This window comes from Chelativorans alearensis (assembly GCF_010993735.1).
Lineage (GTDB): Bacteria > Pseudomonadota > Alphaproteobacteria > Rhizobiales > Rhizobiaceae > Chelativorans > Chelativorans alearense.
The window spans coordinates 341,966-359,678 of sequence record NZ_WQNI01000005.1; the positions used below are offsets into that span (position 1 = coordinate 341,966).

The 17,713-nt window shown below is 63.4% G+C and carries 12 protein-coding genes; 1 reads left to right on the top strand and 11 read right to left on the bottom strand.

Features of this window, described 5'->3' with window-relative positions; translation table 11 throughout:
- Positions 1-52 precede the first annotated feature (52 nt).
- The 9 genes from GPJ75_RS09970 to bhcA form a co-directional block, all read right to left on the bottom strand.
- Positions 53-3,700, bottom strand: coding sequence for an Ig-like domain-containing protein (locus tag GPJ75_RS09970; protein ID WP_205602498.1), 3,648 nt, complete (start codon positions 3,698-3,700; stop codon positions 53-55).
- A gap of 295 nt (positions 3,701-3,995) precedes the next feature.
- A complete protein-coding gene (locus GPJ75_RS09980; RefSeq protein WP_163267591.1) occupies positions 3,996-5,204 on the bottom strand; it encodes an HlyD family type I secretion periplasmic adaptor subunit in 1,209 nt (402 codons plus the stop codon).
- 1 nt (position 5,205) lies between these two features.
- Positions 5,206-7,401, bottom strand: a complete 2,196-nt coding sequence (locus GPJ75_RS09985) for a type I secretion system permease/ATPase (RefSeq protein ID WP_163267593.1) — start codon at positions 7,399-7,401, stop codon at positions 5,206-5,208.
- Positions 7,398-8,759, bottom strand: coding sequence for a TolC family protein (locus tag GPJ75_RS09990; RefSeq protein ID WP_163267596.1), 1,362 nt, complete (start codon positions 8,757-8,759; stop codon positions 7,398-7,400). Before GPJ75_RS09990 ends, GPJ75_RS09985 begins: the two co-directional genes overlap by 4 nt.
- Positions 8,760-9,334: 575 nt before the next feature.
- Positions 9,335-9,613, bottom strand: coding sequence for a hypothetical protein (locus GPJ75_RS09995; protein ID WP_163267598.1), 279 nt, complete (start codon positions 9,611-9,613; stop codon positions 9,335-9,337).
- Between the two features lie 196 nt (positions 9,614-9,809).
- Positions 9,810-10,775 (bottom strand): iminosuccinate reductase BhcD, encoded by a 966-nt coding sequence (bhcD, locus tag GPJ75_RS10000; RefSeq protein ID WP_163267600.1) that lies wholly within the window; start codon positions 10,773-10,775, stop codon positions 9,810-9,812.
- A 9-nt stretch (positions 10,776-10,784) separates the two neighbouring features.
- Positions 10,785-11,939, bottom strand: a complete 1,155-nt coding sequence (locus GPJ75_RS10005) for a DSD1 family PLP-dependent enzyme (RefSeq protein ID WP_163267602.1) — start codon at positions 11,937-11,939, stop codon at positions 10,785-10,787.
- A 31-nt stretch (positions 11,940-11,970) separates the two neighbouring features.
- Positions 11,971-12,924 (bottom strand): beta-hydroxyaspartate dehydratase BhcB, encoded by a 954-nt coding sequence (gene bhcB, locus GPJ75_RS10010; protein ID WP_163267604.1) that lies wholly within the window; start codon positions 12,922-12,924, stop codon positions 11,971-11,973.
- A gap of 15 nt (positions 12,925-12,939) precedes the next feature.
- Complete coding sequence (gene bhcA / locus GPJ75_RS10015; protein WP_163267606.1) at positions 12,940-14,142, bottom strand: L-aspartate--glyoxylate aminotransferase BhcA; 1,203 nt, start codon at positions 14,140-14,142, stop codon at positions 12,940-12,942.
- Positions 14,143-14,371: 229 nt separating this feature from the next.
- Between bhcA and bhcR the strand changes: the two genes are divergently transcribed.
- Positions 14,372-15,196 carry an HTH-type transcriptional regulator BhcR gene (gene bhcR / locus GPJ75_RS10020; protein WP_163267608.1) on the top strand — a complete coding sequence of 275 codons (825 nt, stop codon included), beginning with the start codon at positions 14,372-14,374 and terminating at the stop codon, positions 15,194-15,196.
- Positions 15,197-15,227: 31 nt separating this feature from the next.
- Here the strand turns inward: bhcR and GPJ75_RS10025 are convergent, their stop codons facing one another.
- Together GPJ75_RS10025 and GPJ75_RS10030 are read right to left on the bottom strand one after the other, a co-directional pair.
- Positions 15,228-16,520 carry an NCS2 family permease gene (locus GPJ75_RS10025; protein WP_163267610.1) on the bottom strand — a complete coding sequence of 431 codons (1,293 nt, stop codon included), beginning with the start codon at positions 16,518-16,520 and terminating at the stop codon, positions 15,228-15,230.
- Between the two features lie 337 nt (positions 16,521-16,857).
- Positions 16,858-17,712: a sugar phosphate isomerase/epimerase family protein gene (locus GPJ75_RS10030; protein WP_163267612.1), complete on the bottom strand. Its 855-nt coding sequence runs from the start codon at positions 17,710-17,712 to the stop codon at positions 16,858-16,860.
- Position 17,713 lies beyond the last annotated feature (1 nt).

Below are 17,713 nucleotides of genomic sequence, written 5' to 3' on the forward strand. Positions count from 1 at the left end.
ACGTGTGGAGGGGGCGGCCGCTTTTCGGCCACCAAGTGCTTTCGGTGTTAGGTCAAACCACGACCTGGATATCGGTATCCACCCAGACCTGCGCATTGCCCTGCGTGTAAAGCTCGTAGGCGGTATCTCCACTCGGCTGGGTCTCGGTCGGCTTGCTTTCGTGGCGGAAGCCGTGGAGGGTGACCACGTCTTCGCTATCGCCGTCGATCCGCAGGATCCCGGTGATATTCTTGCTCAGCTGTTTCACATGGCCCGGGTCCAGCGTCAGCGTGTTCTTGCCGGAGCCGGTCAGATCAAGAATCTCCACGCCGGAGATGTTCACCTTGGCAAGGCCCGAAAGATCCTCAAGGTCCGTCACCGCTAGCCTGTCGACGCCCAATCCGCCGTCGACGCTCGTGAAGTTCAGATCGGGCACGAAGATCAGGTCATCGCCGCCTCCGGCCGAAATTGTGTCCTTCCCGCCGTGGCCGATCAGGCGATCCGCGTCGTTGCCACCGTTGAGCGGTTCGCCCGCGGTGGTACCTTCCTGCGTCTTATACGTCGCATAGACGAAATGGTTGCCCAGGAGGGGCGTATAGAGTTCGAAGTTGGCCTGCATGCCGACCATGCCTTTCGGCAAATCCATTTCGATAACGCGATCATCGGAGAACTCACCTTTTTCGTCCGCAAGGTAGGCGGTCAAAACGCCCTCGCTGTTGCGGTCGGTTCCGTTATTCGTAGGGTTCCCATCGTGGATGAACACGTAGTCGAGCCTTCCGTCGCCGTTCACGTCGAAGACATGGGTGGATTGGTCGAGTGAGGCCCCAGTCCACGCCGCAATGCCGACCCGGTCTCCTTTCAGCGTGCTGCTGATGGGTTTCGGATCAAACTCACCCCGCCTATCGCTGGAGCCGAGCAGGACATCTATACGCGTGTCTTCGCCGACACGCTCCGCATAAAGATAGTCGCCAATGCCATCTCCATTGAAGTCGCCGACAAATGTTGCCTTGTCTATGTTATATCCCGCCTTCTTATATTCATCGGTCACCTTTGGGGTCTTGGAGAAGGTTCCGTCGCCGTTGCCAAGGAGAACCCTTATATCCGTCCCGTTCTTACCGTAGACATAGTCGACATTCCCATCTCCATCCATATCGGCCAGGAACGTGCTTTGGTCGTCCGATTGCCCTTCCAGGTCCCAACCGACCGTTGCGTTATGACTGAAAGTATGGGTAACGGGGTCGTCCTCGAAGCTTCCGTCGCCCTTTCCCAGATATACATCCATTTGCATCGCTGAAACCGTATCATGCGTATGCACGTAGTCCAGGATGCCATCGTTATCGACATCCGCGGTAAGGGTCGATTGCGAATTGTCCTGACCCGATGTTTTCTCCTTCAAGGCCGTCGAGATTCCGCGTGCCTCGAAGCCGCCGTCGGGCTTTCCGGCAAAAACATTTATGATCGTATCGTGGAAACCGTCGATGGAGAACAAAATATCGGATATTCCATCACCGTTGAAGTCGCCGAGGGTTGTCGTTCGAGCGCCGTCGTTGCCCGCATATCCTTCGTTGTACTTAGTACCGTTACGATCGACTATGGATCCAGATATTCTGCTTTCCTTTTGGCTGGCGAAGTTGGCGGTGAGCTTGTCTCCCGCCGTATTCGTTATCTCGTGTCCGACAAAGCTGGTTATCGTCGCCTCACTAAAAGTCGAATGGTCAAACGTATACATGAGATCGGACGTGACCGTCCGAAGATCGCTCGAAGCCAGCGAAGTTCCGTTGGAGTCGACCGCTTCGATCCTGATCTTGTCACCGCCCGAGATAGAGCCGCTGCCGGGCGTGATCGAGAACGTATAATCGTCATCCACGGTTGCGGTACCGATGGTTTGGCCGGTGGTCTCGTTGATCGCCCGCAACATATCGCCGGCAACGCCTTTACCGCTGATCTCGCTGGGCAAGACAGCGTCCACCTTCGGTTTGTGCACCGCAGCGGAGGGATCTATTGCGACGGTTAAAGACTTGTTCTCGCTCTCATTGCCGGCGGCGTCTTCGGCCGACACAGTGAACGTCTCGCCAAGGTTGGCCAGCGCGCTTGCCGGGATTTCAAGCACGCCGTTGTCAGGCACGGTATACGAGATCGCACCGGCGCTCGCTGCGCCTCCATTGGAACCCTTGACGGGCTTGAAGGTAACCAGGGTACCGCCTTCCGATTCGACGTGGATTTTACCATCGTTGGTCGAGCTCACGTCGAGCGGCGGCGGCGTTGTGTCGACTTCAACTGCCGTGTCGACGATATTGCCCGTATTGCCGGCCTTATCGACCACCCTCAGGTGAACGGTGTGCCCGCCTTCGGTGAGATCACCGGCGACATTGTACGACCAGTTCACTCCGTTGACCGCCTCGACGTTACTCCAGCCTTCCACGTTGACGTCGTCGTCGACCTTGATCTGCAGGCTCTCGCCTTTCTTGAGGCTGGATGACAGCTTGCCCGTTATGACCGGCGTCTCTTCATTGGTGATGAAGCCACCGTCGCTCCCGGGACGGCTGTCCACCGTCATGACCTCGACTGTCTGCGAAGGCGCCTGTGTGTCGACTTCCACCTCCTGGCGGTCCCGGGCTGAGGCAATCAGGTGGTTCTCATGGTCGAGCACCCGCACCTCATATGTGTACCTGCCGTCGACAGCCTGATCCACGAAGTGCCAGGTCCCGTCGTCCGCAACCTCCACGGTTTTCCATTCGGTCCAGCCGCTTCGGTGGATTTGTACCGTGTCGCCGGCGTCCAAGGTCGCCTTGCCGCGGATCTCGAAATTCATCTCTCGGGTGACGAAGTCGCTGCTCGATTCACCTGTGCCGGAGGAGACCGCCGTGATCTCGACACTCTGCTCGATGCCGCGTTTGACGCCGCCGGTGTTGCCGTCGCCCATCCCGCCGTCGGTATTGCCGTCGCCCGTGCCACCAGTGCTGCCACCGCCCGTGCCACCATTGCCCGTGTTACCGCCTGTGCCACCGCCGGTGTTGCCGTTGCCCGTGCTACCGCCGGTGCTGCCGCCCGTACCGCTGCCGGTGTTGCCATTGTCCGTGCCACTGCCGGTGCTGCCGCCCGTGCCATCGCCGGTGTTGCCGTTGCCCGTGCCACTGCCGGTGCTGTCGCCCGTGCCGCTGCCGGTGTTGCCGTTACCCGTGCCACCGCCGGTGTTGCCGCCCGTGCCGCCGCCGGTGCTGCCGTCGCCTGTACCGCCACCGGTGCTGCCGCCCGTGCCGCCGCCTGTACCGCCGGTGTTGTCGTCGTCCTTACCGCGGCTGGAGCTGGCCGCCGCGGCGCCGCCGACCACAGCGCCCGCGAGCGCCATCAGCCCCACCGCAGCCGACGCGCCCACGTGGCTCTGACCGGAAATGGCCGGCTCGACGATCCCCTGGGGAGCGTTGTGAAACGACGTGTCGGCGAAGTCGCCACCGCCCGCGTGCTCCCCGTCAACGAACCTGAGGGAAGGCTCGCCGTCCGCATCGTTCCGGAAAAAATCCTCGAGGCGGATCTTCCTGCCATCCGCGAGCGTCAGGACCAAGTCGTCGCCCAGCCGCTCGTAAACGACAACATCGGTCTCCGGAATGAGCAGCGTCACGCGCGCAGCGTTGCCCGCTTTCAGGAGAGAGGACGGCCCGGCAAGCACTGCCGTTTGAGGAGTGGACGAACCGGTATGAATGACTTCAGCCTGGATATTCATGATAGTTCCCTAATAAATATCTTATATTTAAATCGGTTATGAGGTAAACGATGCGCCGCAAAAGTCCCGGTGGCCAACATACCCACGGCGTCTCCGGGCGCGTGGACAGCACCCACCCGCCTCGCGGCCGCGCTGCATATGCACGGCACATGCTACTGCCGAACCGCAGGAAGCACCAGAAGGGCTAAAAGTGTGCCCGCTAGGCCACGACAAACCCTTCTTGTCAAGCATAATGTTTACATAACTTCGCTCGTATACGTATACATTGCCATACAAACGAATCCTGGAGGATCCCTCATCGCTCCCCCAGCGCCTCCTGGCCTTTCAAAAGCGGCTTCAGCAGATACTCCAGCACGGTCTTGCTCCCGGTCTGGATGTCCACCTCGGCGACCATGCCCGGCTTGATCGGCAACAAGCCCTTGGGGCCCTTCAGCGCGGCCGAATCGGTGAGCACCCGGACGCGGTAATAGGGTTCACCGTCGCGGCGGGTCTCGTCCCTGATCGTGTCGGCGCTGATGAAGACAAGCTTGCCGCTCAGCGCGCCGTAGATCGTGTAATCGTAAGCGGTGATCTTCACCGTTGCCGGCAGGCCCGGCCTTAGAAAGGCAACGTCCTGCGGTCGGATTTCCGCCTCCACGTAAAGCTGATCGTCCAGCGGCACGATTTCCATGATCGTCTCGCCAGGCGCCGCCACGCCGCCACGGGTCGTTACTTTCAGGTTCTTGACGATGCCTCGGACAGGCGACTTCAACTCCGTGTGCTCCAGCGTGTCGCGCTTCTGGGCGAGCTGCTGCTCGAGGCTCGACAGCTCGGCGCCTTTCTGGGCGATCTCGCTGCTGATGTCCTGGGCGTAGCCGTTCTCCATTTCAGCCAGTTCGCCCTTCAGATCCGCGATGGTGCGCTCCAGCTGAATCTCGTCCACCGCGCTCACCGCCCCCCGCTCGGCCATCGGGTGGACGAGGGCGAGCTGGCTTTCGGCAAGCGATAGTCGCTCACGCAGGGAGGCGGTGGCTTCGGCCAGCTTGCGCCGCCGTGCCTGGAAAAGCTCCCGCTCCGCTTCCACCACATCCTTGTTTTGGGCTATCTCGGCATCGAATTCGACCGTTTCGGCAGCGGCCTGTTCGGCATGAAGGCGGGTGAGGGCGGCGCGCAGCGTGATCGTCTGCCCCTTCAGATCCTGGAAAGCCGCGCGGAAATGTGTGTCGTCCAGCACCGCCAGCGTCTGCCCGGCAGCGACCTCCTCGCCTTCCTGCACCGCGATGGACCTGACGATGCCCCCCTCCAGGCTCTGGATGATCTGCCCGTGGCTCAACGGCGCGACCTTGCCCATGCCGCGGGTCACCTCCTCGAGTGGCGCATTCGCCGCCCAGACGAAGAAGGCGACAACCGTAAAGGCTGTCAGCCAGAGCACGGGGCGCTGCAGGCCACGCTTTTGAAAGGGTTTGGTAACGAGCCGATTCTGATCCGGCCCGTCGCCCGCCGCGTCCCTGAGATCGTCGGTCATTCTACGCTTCCTCGGCTGGTGCGACGGCGGCTCGCGGCCGGTTGGAGGAAAGGGCGGCCAGCACGCCTTCCACCGGGCCGTCCGCCACCGGCCGTCCGTTCTTGACGACGATCGCTCGCCGCACGAGGGAAAGAACCGGCTGACGGTGCGTGGCCACGACCAGTGTGCGCCCGGAGAGCCACACGCGCATATTGTTGATGACACGCATTTCGAGCGCCTGGTCCATGGCCGCCGTCGGCTCGTCCAGGAGCACGATCCGCGGGTCGCGCAGCCATATACGGGCAAGCCCGATCGACTGGCGCTGTCCGCCCGAAACGCCTGCTCCTCCTTCGCCGATCTGCCGATCGAGGCCGAGCGGATGGTCCCGCACCAGGCCCTCCGCACCGACGAAGGCCAGCGCCTCCAGAAGCTCCTCGTCCCCGCGCGCCGTCAGCCCCAGATTTAGATTGTCGCGCAAGGTGCCGTAAAACAGCCGCACGTCCTGCGGCAGATAGGCAATGGCCCGACGAACGTCGGCCGGATCGATCTGGCGGATGTCCGTACCGTCGAGCACAAGCTGCCCCTGTGCGGGCTGGTAGAGCCCAGCCAAGAGCTTGAGCAGCGTCGATTTGCCGGAACCGTTGGCGCCGAGCAGCGCCGTTGCCGTGCCCGGCTCGAAGGCGAGGGCTGGAATCCGCAGAGCCGGCTCACTGTCCTGATCGTAGCGGAACGCCATCTCCTCAAGTCGATAGGCACCGGCAAGACGGGGGCGGTGAACGAATTTCCGCTCCGCCGGCCGGTCGATCGGCGCCTGCATGATCGCCTCCATCCCCTTGAGCGCCGCGCGCATGTGCTGCCAGCGCGAGAAAATCCCGGCAAGCTGCGTCAGCGGTGCGGTCGTGCGCGAGGAAAGGATCGCACAGGCCAACAGCCCGCCCGACGTCATGTGGCCGGCAGCGATCTGATAAACGCCGACGACCATGACCAAGACATAGGAGGACTGCTGCACCGCCGTGGCCGAATAGGTGAGCGTGCTGGACAACGCCCGCATACGCGCGCCGTTGCCGGCGAGGAGCGCGGTGTACTCCTCCCAAAGCCGCTGGAAATGCCCCTCACCCTGCAGCGTCTTGACCGTTTCGGCACCCGACATCGCCTCGATCAGAAGGCCGTTGCGGATCGAACCTTCCTTCAAGTGCATGCGCGACATGCGCGAGAGCGGCCACTGCGCCAAGATGCCGGGCAGGACGATGCAGGGTACGGCGGCAGCCAGAACCCAGGCCACCGGCCCACCGATCATGGCGATGATGCCGATGAAGAGAAGGACGAAGGGAAAGTCGCTAAGCGCGCCGATCGTCGTCGAGGTGAAGAACTCGCGAACCGCGTCGAACTCGCGAACCTGGTTGGTGAAGGAGCCGGTCGACTTCGGCCGCGCCTCCAGCCGCATGCCGAGTGCCCTTTCGAAAACCCGCGATGACAGGGCGAGATCGAGCCTGCGGCCGACGATATCCACCAGATGGCTGCGCACGATCCGCATCACGGCTTCGATGAAGATGGCAAGCCCGACGCCAACGGCAAGAACCCACAGGGTGGCGAAGGCCAGATTGGGCACTACCCGATCGTAGACCTGCATCGAAAAGAGTGAGGTGGTCACCGCAAGCAAGTTGGCGACGGCGGCTGCGAGGGCGACTTCCAGCACGTTCCACTTGTAGCGCGCGAACTCTCCCCAGAACCAGTGCCGCCGCGGCTCCCCGGCAAAACCCTCCGCGCGACCGTCGGCGCGCACCAGCGGTGCGGCAAGGATCACGAGACCGGAATGCTCCTCCTCGAGGTCCTTACGCGATACGACATGCTCGCGGCTTTCCATATCCGGCAGGAGGATCGTACAACGCCCGTCCTCGATTTTCGACAGCACGCATACGGTCCCGTCCCGCTGGACCAGGAGAACGGGCAGCAGTTCCGCGGCGATTGAGCCGAGCCTTTTCTCGTGCTTTACCCGGACGTCGAGATCCGCCCGGGCACCGGCCCGCCGCAGGAGAGTCAGCGTCATACGCCCTTCCGCAAGCGGAAGGCCCGCGGTCAATTCGCCGGCCGTGGACGGGCGATCATAGAGCCGGCAAAGCAGCAGAAGGCCCTCGAGCAGAGCGTCCTGCGGATCGCGGCCAGAGGCCGCGAAACGCTCAGGCCTCGCCGTCCAATCATGGCTCTCACCGGCGGTCATGGGGCTTCTCCCGGGGGAGCCAGTTGCAGCGAACCGAGCAATGTGCCGACGGCTCCCGCCGCCGCATACTGCAGATCGAGAATGTCGTAGCGCGCGTTTACGCGGCTGCTCTCGATGCGGAAGATGTCCGCCTGCATATTGACGAGATCGGCAACTTTCCGCTCGCCGATCTTGAACTGATCCTCGTAGAGCGCGCGCAACGCGCGGGCTCTCTTAAGCTCTGCGCCGAGAATTCCCAGCCGCCTGCGCAGTGTCGGCTCCTGGTCCAAAAGCTGGCGGACCTGAAGGCTGGCACCGCGCCGCGCCGTCTCGGCAGCCCATTTCGCGCTATCGGCCTGTAGACGCGCCGCCTCGACTTTGTTGAAATTGCTCAGACCGGCCATGGTCGGCCCGGTTATACGCAGGCCAACCCCAGTGTCTGCTCCGCCAGAATTCTGGTCGCCGCGCACGAAAGCTTCCGCGCTCACCTTGGGCAGAAGGCCCGCCTGCTCCGACTTCACCGCCTGACGAGCCGCGGCCTCGCGGGCGCGCGCTGCCTTTACCGCCGGCGCCTCGGAAACGGCTACATCCACGCCGGTATCCAGCGTCAACGGAAGCTCCGGCACCTCCGACAGACCATCGGCCTCGGCACCAATGCGCAGAAGGTAAACACTGTGCGCCTTGCGCAGGGCGCCGCGGACATCCTCAAGGGCCGATTCCGCCTCTCCCTGCCGCACGCCGACGAGTTCGAGATCTGTCGCATCGCCGACGCCGCCACTGGCACGCTGCTTGGCAAGCGCCGCAAAGTGGCGGTAAACGGCGAGGTTTCTTTCGGCCGCCGCGATCAATTCCTCGCTGCGCTTTACCGCGATATGGGCGGCCGCCGCCTCCAGAGCTGCCGTTTCGCGGGCTTCCGTATATTCCGCCAGCGCCCCCGCCTGACCTGCTTCGGCCCGATCGACCTGTGCGCCGGTGCGCCCCCAATCGTAAAGCGGCTGGGCGAGCGAGACACGGTAGTCATAGGAATCTCGTGTTCCCACGGCGGCGCTGCTTTGCAACGACGGCTGATAGCCGGAATAGGCGATCTTGACGTCGACAGCGGCGGCGGAAAGGTCGGCCTGTGCACGCCGTACGGTGGAGCTATGGCTAAGTGCGGAGATGACCGATGCCCGCAAGCTTCCCGCCTCTGCCGTCGCGGCACCACCGCGGTTTACCGCGGACCGTTGCATGGGCGTGGCAGTGGCATCGTGCGGCTCTGTCTGAGCGATGGCCGAAGTGCTTGCCCGTCCGCTGGAGGGGCCGGGCTTCTGAGCTGCGGGCATGCCGCCGGCGCATGCCTGCAGCACCAAACCTGCCGTGAGGGTGAACACTATGGGCATCGGACGCTCTCTTGAGCCGGAGTGGCTTCGTAGAGGGATCAAATTCTGCTCCTGCTTGATGACGATATGCATGACCAACGAGGAGAGGACGATGTCGCGGATGAGCCGACGCAAACCCGGCACCGCAACCCCACGAAGGGGATGCACTGCCGCTGTCATGAAGGGCGCCAGCAGCCAGATCGTCTGAACCCGCTCGACGCGGAAAACCGAACTCTGTTGCTGTGACTGCTCGTTTACGGGAGAACCGGACCATACCTGCGAGGCGGTTTTTGTTTATCTATGCGCCAATCCAGATACCTGTTCTTCATGGGGCTAATACGTTAAAATATCTATAATTTTCCATAATAGTTATGAGTTATACAGGGATTATATATTCGTTTGCCATAAACGAAATATCTGCACTTGTCGAGTGCCTACGCGGTCAATTTATGCCGGATGCTTCTCTCTTTGGGCGCAAGCAGACGCACCGCCGCTCTTCCAGCGGGTTCGAAACGGCCTGCCGGCACGTAGGGAAGCGATGGTGGGATATCCAACAACCTACATGGCAGGGAGGCGAAGAGCGGTAGCGCTGTTTCTCACCCGGCTCCTCGACTGGGCCGAACATCAACGAGGCTGTCTGCCAAGCCGGTGCCCGCATCCGTGTCGATGCCGGACCAGCTCATCGGGTCGGCTTGCCGAACAAGGCGGAGCTGGCAGTGCGGGCAGAGCTGGCATTTTCGGGAGAACCGGGTCTCTCCGGGCCCTGACGTGATGACGATGGCGACGATCCGGTGTTCGTCGATCTTACGAAGCGTTCGCTCGTCGCCGCATCCGTCGCAGCGCCAAACCTTTTTCGCCTTGCTATCCTCCGCCATCGCTTTCCTACGTGTCGGCCGGCCGCTTCGGGCGTTTCGCCACCCGCGGGCTCAGGCACATAGGCTTGCAAAGCGTCTCCGGTTTCACAGACCCCGCCCATGCGTACACCCGGAAACAGTGCAGCCCCCAATTCCTGAATGTAAGGCAGAAACCTTGCGCGCGGCTTGCGCTTGGCAGAATGCGCATTGGGTTTGGTTAGAGGGGCAACTCGGTGGCAAGGCCTCTGCTGCGGGCGGCGGAGGCAGCGACGGAGGCAAGGGCCAGATCCTGCAGGCCGACGCCGGTGCCATCGAACAGGGTGATCTCGTCCGGCGACGAGCGCCCGGGGTGCATGCCGTTGACGACAGTGCCGATAGGCGTGATCTGCGCTTCCTCGATCAGGCCTGCCGCTACCGCGTGCTGACACTCGCCGATGCTGACCGCCTGGGCGACTTCATCGGTGAAGAGCTTTGCTGCGGCAACGAGTTCGGCGGCGACCTCCTGCTTGCCCCTGGTGTCGCTTCCCATGCAAGCCAGGTGCACACCCGGCCGCACGTGATCCAGAGTCAGGAGCGGCGCGAAGCTCGAGGTGATGGTGATGATGATGTCGGCCTCCGCTCCGAGCCGCTCGAGCGTGACCGCCTCGAAGGGCAAGCCGAGCTCCGCCGCGGTTTCCTTCAGCCGTGAGAGCATTTCGGGATGCGGGTTCCAGCCGATCACCTTCTCGAACTCCCGCTGCGCCGCCGCTGCCCGCATCTGGAAGGCGGACTGGAAGCCGGCACCGACCATGCCGAGCACCCTGGCATCCGGGCGCGCCAGATAGCGGATGGAGACGGCAGAGGCCGCCGCGGTGCGCATGGCTGTCAGATAGTTGCCGCCGACCATTGCCTGCGGTCGCCCGGTATCGGGATCGAAGAGGAAGACGGTCGACTGATGGTTGGTCAGACCCCGCTTCTCGTTGCCTGGCCAATAGCCGCCCGACTTCAGCCCCAGCACGCCATGCGCACGGTCGAAGCCGGACTTGAAGCCGTAGAGCGCGTCCGCATGGCCGATCGCCTCACGGATGACCGGGAAGTTGGAGGCCTCGCCGCTGGCCATGGCGGCGAAAACGCCCTCCACGGCAGTAAAAGCGTCCTCGCGCGTGATGACGTTGCTGCAGGTTTCCTCCGTGACGACCAGCATGGCGGCGCCTCAGTAGGCCATGCCGCGCGCCGTGACCGGCCAAAGGCATTCCACCTTGCCGTCGCGGATGCCGACATACCAATCGTAGATATTGCATGTGGGGTCGCAATGGCCGGGCACGAGCTTCAGCTTGTCATTGAGCTTCAGCGCGTTGCCGGGATCGGCGATGACGCCGTGTTCGTCGGAGCATTTGACGTATTCGACATCGTCGCGCCCGTAAATGACCGGCAGGCCGGAATCCACGCTCTGCGCCTTGAGGCCAGCGTCGCAGATCGCCTTGTCGGCCTTGGTCTTGGACATGATCGACGTCCAAATGAATAAGCTGTTCTCGAACGCATGAATGAAATCGCCGTCCTCGTCCCGCACCCTCTGGTAGTCGGCATCCATGAAAATGTAGGAGCCGCATTGCAGCTCGTTGTAGACGCCGGACGTGCCCTCGAAATAGTAGGAGCCCGTGCCGGCGCCGCCGACGATCCCGCATTCCAGGCCTTCCAACTTCAGCATGGCGACGGTGGCAGCGACTTGGGAGATGGCGGCTTCGATCTTCGCCTTGCGCTCCCCGTAGTCGTGAACATGCTGGGCCGCGCCCTGGTAGGCCTGCAGGCCGGAGAATTTCAGCCCAGGGGCGGCAGCGATCTTCTTTGCCAGGTCGACCACCGGCTTGCCCCACTGCACGCCGCAGCGCCCTGCCCCGCAGTCGATCTCGACAAGGCATTCGATCGTGGTGTCGTGCCTTTGTGCCGCCTTGGACAAATCCTCGACATTGCCGAGATCGTCGACGCAAACGAGTGTGCGGGCTCGGCCTGCAAGCTGCGCCAGACGGTCGATCTTCCCGGGATCGACCACCTGGTTCGAGACGAGGACATCCCGCACACCGGCGGCGACGATCGCCTCGGCTTCCGACACCTTCTGGCAGCACACGCCGACCGCCCCGCCAAGTTCCATCTGAATGCGTGCGATATCGGCGGACTTATGCGTCTTGGCATGCGCCCGGTGGCGAACGCCCATCTCCTCGGCAAAGCGGCGCATGCGCTTCACATTGCGCTCGAAGGCGTCGAGGTCGATGATCAGCGCCGGCGTCTGCACCTCCTCCAGATTCATGCCGACGGCAGCCGGAATGTTCAGGCCGACGACGGGCACAGCAGTCTTGTTGAGGGCGTTCATGGCATTCCTCCTTGTTCTTCAGGCACGGCGCTCAGGCCGCCATCCAGGGCAGCTTGCCCAGGTCGACATTGCCGCCGGTGAGGACGACGCAGACCCGTTTGCCGGCAAAAATATGCTTGTTCTTAAGAATTGCCGCCAAGGGGACGGCGCTCGATGGCTCGACGACGATCTTCATGCGCTGCCAGATAAGCCGCATCGCCTCGACGATCTCCTCTTCGGTGGCGAGGAGGATGTCTTCCACGTGGCGGAAGACGAAGTGCCAGGTAAGCTCCTTGAGCGGCACCTTCAGCCCGTCCGCCACCGTCTGCGGCGCATCGTCGGCAATGATGTGGCCTGCCTTGAGGGAGCGGTAGGCATCGTCGGCGTTTTTGGGCTCGGCCGCATAGATCTTCGCTTGCGGGGCGATGGCCGACAAGGTCAGGCAGCAACCCGAGATCATGCCGCCGCCGCCGATGGGGGCGATGACGGCATCGAGCGGACCCAGTTCCTCGACGATTTCCTTCGCGCAGGTGCCCTGGCCGGCAATCACGCGGGGGTCGTTGTACGGGTGCACGAATTCAGCACCGGTCTCGGCCACCACCGCGGCGAGCGCGGCCTCGCGCGAGGATGTGCTGGGCTCGCATTCGACGATCCTGCCGCCATAGCCGCGCACCGCCGCCTTCTTGGGCTCCGGCGCTGTTTTCGGCATGACCACGGTTACCGGAATTCCGCGCTTGCCGGCAGCATAGCTGAGCGACAGCGCGTGGTTGCCCGATGAATGGGTGGCAACACCTGCCGCCGCCTTCTCCTCATCCAGGCCGAACACGGCGTTGGAGGCGCCGCGCACCTTGAACGCGCCGGCCTTCTGGAAGTTCTCGCACTTGAAGAACAGGGTGGCGCCGGTGAGACTGTCGAGGAACGTGCTGGTGAAGATCGGCGTGCGGTGGATATGTGGCGCGATGCGCGCATGCGCGGACACGACGTCGTCGTAGGTGGGGATTTCCATCCGTTCCGGCTCCCTTCACGCTGCAGCGGGGACGGCCGAGGCGTCGTCCCCGCTGTGACCGGCGCGATAGAACTCCTGCGCGGCACCTACGCCGGAGCCAAATGTAATCGAAAGGCCCAGATCGACCATGACCATTTCGGCGGTGGCGATGCCGGCGAGCGCCATGACGTCCGTCATGCTGCCCAGATGGCCGATGCGGAACACCTTGCCGGCCACCTCGCCGAGGCCGACGCCGAAAGCGACCCCGTATTTCTCGGCGGCGTGCGTGACGATCCTGGTAGCGTCGAAGCCCGTGGGCACGGTGACGGCGCTCACCGTGTCGGAGTAAAGGGAGGGCTCTCTTGCGCAGAGCGAGAGGCCCCACGCCTCCACCGCCTTGCGAACGCCTTCGGCGATCCTGCGATGGCGGCTGAAGACATGGGGCAGCCCCTCCTCCTCCAGCATGGCGATCGACTGGCCGAGCCCGCGAATGAGATTGACCGGCGGGGTGTAGGGAAAGCCCCCGGCGGCCGCGCTTTCCAGCATGTCGCGGAAATCGAAGAAGCAGCGGGGGCATCGCGCCAAGGCCGTCGCCTCCATGGCCTTCGGGCTGACGCCGAGGATGGCCAGACCGGCCGGCAGCATGAAGCCCTTCTGCGAACCGGTGATGGCGATGTCGACGCCCCATTCGTCCATGCGGAAATCCATGGAGGCGATGGAGCTGACGCCGTCGACGTAAAGGAGTGCGGGATGCTTCGCGGCATCGATGGCACGCCGTACGGCGGCGATGTCGCTTCGCACACCGGTGGCGGTTTCATTGTGGCAGACGAGCACGGCTTTGATCCGGTGCTCCCTGTCGGTCTTCAGCGCGCGCTCGAATTCCGCTGCCGGAGCGCCGGCGCCCCACGGCGTCTCGATAACCTGAACATCGAGGCCGTGCCGCCGGCAGAGGTCGATCCAGCGGTGCGAGAACATGCCGTAGCGCGCTGCGAGAACCTTGTCGCCCGGAGAGAGCGTGTTGGTGACCGCCGCCTCCCAGGCGCCGGTGCCGGTGGCGGGAAAAAGGATGATTTCCGCACCCTCCGTCTTGAGGACGCGCCGCACACCCTCCAGCGCCGGCTTATACATCTGCGCGAAGGCGGGCGAGCGGTGGTCGATCGACGGATAGTCCACGGCACGCCGGAGCCTTTCGGGGATGTTCGTGGGGCCTGGAACGAAAATCGGGTTTTGTGTCGACATCGGCATTGTCTCCGAGACCTGGTCGAGAGCAGCGGTGTTCCAACAGGCAGATTAAGACAGGTATTGGAGCGAAGGCAATTTTTTTGGAAAATATTTTTATTTTCTCGACATTCCATATAGAATATTGATTTTATTACGTCTTTAAATTTTGCGCCCTGCGCAAATCATTTCTGAAACCTTGACGGCGGAGCGAGGGCGCATAAATCTTCGCGGCAACTGGGAGAAGATCATGCCGCCCCATATCAGCCGCGCGCGGGGAAGGCCGCGCTCGTTCAACGACACGTCGAAAAGCACGCTTATCCAATCGCTGGATCGCGCAATGGATGTGCTCAAGGTGGTGGCGAAGGGCCGCGGGATGTCGCTGACGGAGATCGCCGAGGCGTCCGGCCAGTCCGCGTCGACGGCTTACAGAATCCTGATTACGCTGGAGAAACACGGCATCGTCCAGTTCGATGAGCCGGCGCAGCTCTGGCAGGTGGGGTTGGAGGCATTCCGCATCGGCAGCAGCTTGCTCGGCCGCACGCAGGTCGTCGAGCAAAGCCGGCCGGTCATGCAGCGGATCATGACGGCAACGGGGGAGACCGCAAATCTGGCCATCGTCGATCAAGGCGAGGTGATCTTCGTCAGCCAGGTCGAAACGCATGAGCCGATCCGCGCCTTCTTCCGGCCCGGCACACGCGGCCCGATCCACGCTTCGGGCATCGGCAAGGCCTTGCTCGCCTTCTTTCCCGAGGCGCAGATCGAGGCGGTTCTCAAGAGACGGGCGCTCACCGCCTTCACCGACAAGACAATCACCTCGAAAGAGGCGCTCCTTGCGGAACTCGAGCGCATCCGCACCCGCGGCTGGTCGATCGACGACGAAGAGCGCACACCCGGCATGCGCTGCATCGCCGCCCCCATCTTCAACCAATTTGGCGAGGCGACGGCCGGCATCTCGCTGTCCGGCCCGTCGGTGCGTGTCATGCCCGAGCGCGACGCCGAATACGGCACCCTCGTGCGCGAGGCGGCCGAGGAGATCACCCGAGCCATCGGCGGGAGCTGGCCGCAGCCCTAACATCCAGCCCCCGCTATTCGGACAGGCTTCGCTATTCGGATACGAAGGCGAACCGCAGGACGAAAAGTGCCGCGACGCTCCAAGTCGCCGGATGCACGGCGCGCGGACGCCCTGCCAAGGTATTGATCACTGCGTAGCTGACGAAACCGAAGGCCAACCCGTTGGCGATCGAGTAGGTGAACGGCATCATCATTGCCGTCAGCACGGCCGGCACCGCCTCGGCCGTCTCCTCCCACTCGATCTCGACCAGTTCACGCATCATCAGAGCGGCCACGTAAAGCAGCGCCGGCGCCGTTGCATAGGCGGGCACTGAGCCGGCGAGCGGCGAGAACATCAAGGCCGCAAGGAACAGAACGGCGATCACCAGCGCCGTGAGCCCCGTGCGGCCGCCTGCCTGAACACCAGAGGCGCTTTCGGCATAGGCCGTCGTGCTGCTCGTTCCCAGCAGCGAGCCGGCAACGATCGCCGTACTGTCCGCCATCAGCGCGCGGCCGAGACGATTGGGCCGGTCGGGCTTCATGAGCCCGGCGCGTTTGGCCACGCCGATCAGCGTGCCCGTGGCGTCGAAAACCTCGACCAGGACGAAGACGAGGATGACATGCAGGAGCCCGGCGGAAAGCGCGCCCCAGACGTCGAGCTGCATGAAGGTGGGCAGGATGCTCGGCGGGGCTGAGATGACGCCCTGAAACTCGTTTATGCCCAACAGCATCGACAGGACAGTCACCGCCAGGATGCCGATGAGGATGGCACCGCGCACGTGGAGGGCGTCCAGCCCGGCGATGATGAAGAAGCCGAGAATGGCAAGCATGGGGCCAGCCTGGGAGAGATCGCCGAGGGTAACGAAAGTGGCCTCCGAGGCGACGACGATGCCGGAGCTCTTGAGCGCGATGATCGCCAGGAACAGCCCGATGCCGGCGACGATGGCGCAGCGCATGGATTGCGGAATGCCGGAGATGAGCCAGCGCCGGACGCCGGTCACCGTCAGGATCAGGAAGATGACGCCGGAAACGAAAACCGCCCCCAGCGCCTGCTGCCAGGAAAACCCCATCGTGCCGACAACGGTGAAGGCGAAGAAGGCATTGAGCCCCATGCCCGGCGCCATGCCGATCGGCCACTTCGCAAACAGCGCCATGATGACAGTGCCAAGCGCGGCGGCCAGACACGTCGCCACGAAGACGGCGCCGCGATCCATCCCCGTCGTGGAGAGGATCGCCGGATTGACGAAGATGATATAAGCCATCGTCAGGAACGTGGTGACGCCGGCGATCACCTCGGTGCGCACCGACGTACCGTGGGCCCGCAGATCAAAGAGCTTTTCGAACATTTCTCCTCCCGCCTGCGCGCGGCGAACCGGCTGCAGCGTTTGCGTTGGTGAATAGGCCTGCCTGTCGCTTGCGAAGCGGAACACCGCTCCTCAGACGCCTCACCTTTCCGGCTTCGTATCCTCACTCCCGAAGCCGCATGAGCGACACCGCGGACGACCTCCGAGGCATCATCGCGCTGGACGGACCGCCCAGGGTTGCCAGCAGCGCGAAGCTAAAGCCGTTCGCGCAAACGGCAAGAGCGTGGAGGTGGAAGGAGTTTCAAAAAAAGATGGTGGGAGGCGGGGCGGAAGCCTTTGGGGCTGTATGAGATACCCCGCCCCGTCACCTTCCCGAAGGTCACCCGAGCGTCAGCCCCGCCTGCCGCGCCGCCTCGCGCAGGAATGGCAGTCCGACGTCGATGACATCCTGCGGGTTTTCCGCCACCGGCCGCCACACGGCGAGCCCGCCGGCGATGTCGGCATCGACGTGGTTCATGCTTTCGAGCGCGATCGGCCCCTCGTAGCCGATCGCGGCCATGGCCTCGAAAGCGGCTGGCCAATTGACCATCCCGCGGCCGGGGACACCGCGATTGGCTTCAGAGACGTGAACATACCCGAGATAAGGGGCGGCGGCGCGGAAGCCCGTCTCGAAACTCTCCTCCTCGATATGCATGTGGTAGGTGTCGAGATGGATGAAAACGTTCTCCGCGCCCACGCGCTCGATGATCCGGGCCGCGTCGACGCCCCTGTTGATCAGGTGCGTCTCGTAGCGGTTGCACGGCTCGATGCCGAGCCGCAGGCCGTGGCCGGCGGCCTGCGCTGCCGCGCGTTCGAGGAAGCGGCAGATGCCGTCGATCTCGGCTTGCGTCGGCGCGCGGCCCGTGGTCTTGCCGATCGTGCCGTAGGTGACGCCGCAAAGCGCGCCACTGCCCACGGCCCGCGTTGCGCGGAAAGCGGCTTCCAGAAATGCCAGCGCCTCGTCGGGCCGCGCCACCACGTTGAGGCTTGCCGGCAGGCCGAGCGAGCAGATGAGCTCGACATCGTGCCGTGCCGCAAAGGCGGTCGCGGCGGCAACGTCGAGTTCCTCCGGTCGGAGCAACGGGATCTCGAACAGGCCGACGCCATGCGCCTTGAGCGCTTCCATCTGCGGTTCGATGCGCGCGACCTCCCACATGGGTGAGATCGCGAAGGTATGCAGTCCGAGCGTGTTCATC

Excerpts from the sequence above, each read along its gene's own strand:
- GPJ75_RS09970 (WP_205602498.1), bottom strand. The coding sequence starts at position 3,700 with ATGAATATCCAGGCTGAAGTCATTCATACCGGTTCGTCCACTCCTCAA.
- GPJ75_RS09980 (WP_163267591.1), bottom strand. The coding sequence starts at position 5,204 with ATGACCGACGATCTCAGGGACGCGGCGGGCGACGGGCCGGATCAGAAT.
- GPJ75_RS09985 (WP_163267593.1), bottom strand. The coding sequence starts at position 7,401 with ATGACCGCCGGTGAGAGCCATGATTGGACGGCGAGGCCTGAGCGTTTC.
- GPJ75_RS09990 (WP_163267596.1), bottom strand. The coding sequence starts at position 8,759 with ATGCCCATAGTGTTCACCCTCACGGCAGGTTTGGTGCTGCAGGCATGC.
- GPJ75_RS09995 (WP_163267598.1), bottom strand. The coding sequence starts at position 9,613 with ATGGCGGAGGATAGCAAGGCGAAAAAGGTTTGGCGCTGCGACGGATGC.
- bhcD (WP_163267600.1), bottom strand. The coding sequence starts at position 10,775 with ATGCTGGTCGTCACGGAGGAAACCTGCAGCAACGTCATCACGCGCGAG.
- GPJ75_RS10005 (WP_163267602.1), bottom strand. The coding sequence starts at position 11,939 with ATGAACGCCCTCAACAAGACTGCTGTGCCCGTCGTCGGCCTGAACATT.
- bhcB (WP_163267604.1), bottom strand. The coding sequence starts at position 12,924 with ATGGAAATCCCCACCTACGACGACGTCGTGTCCGCGCATGCGCGCATC.
- bhcA (WP_163267606.1), bottom strand. The coding sequence starts at position 14,142 with ATGTCGACACAAAACCCGATTTTCGTTCCAGGCCCCACGAACATCCCC.
- bhcR (WP_163267608.1), top strand. The coding sequence starts at position 14,372 with ATGCCGCCCCATATCAGCCGCGCGCGGGGAAGGCCGCGCTCGTTCAAC.
- GPJ75_RS10025 (WP_163267610.1), bottom strand. The coding sequence starts at position 16,520 with ATGTTCGAAAAGCTCTTTGATCTGCGGGCCCACGGTACGTCGGTGCGC.
- GPJ75_RS10030 (WP_163267612.1), bottom strand. The coding sequence starts at position 17,712 with ATGAACACGCTCGGACTGCATACCTTCGCGATCTCACCCATGTGGGAG.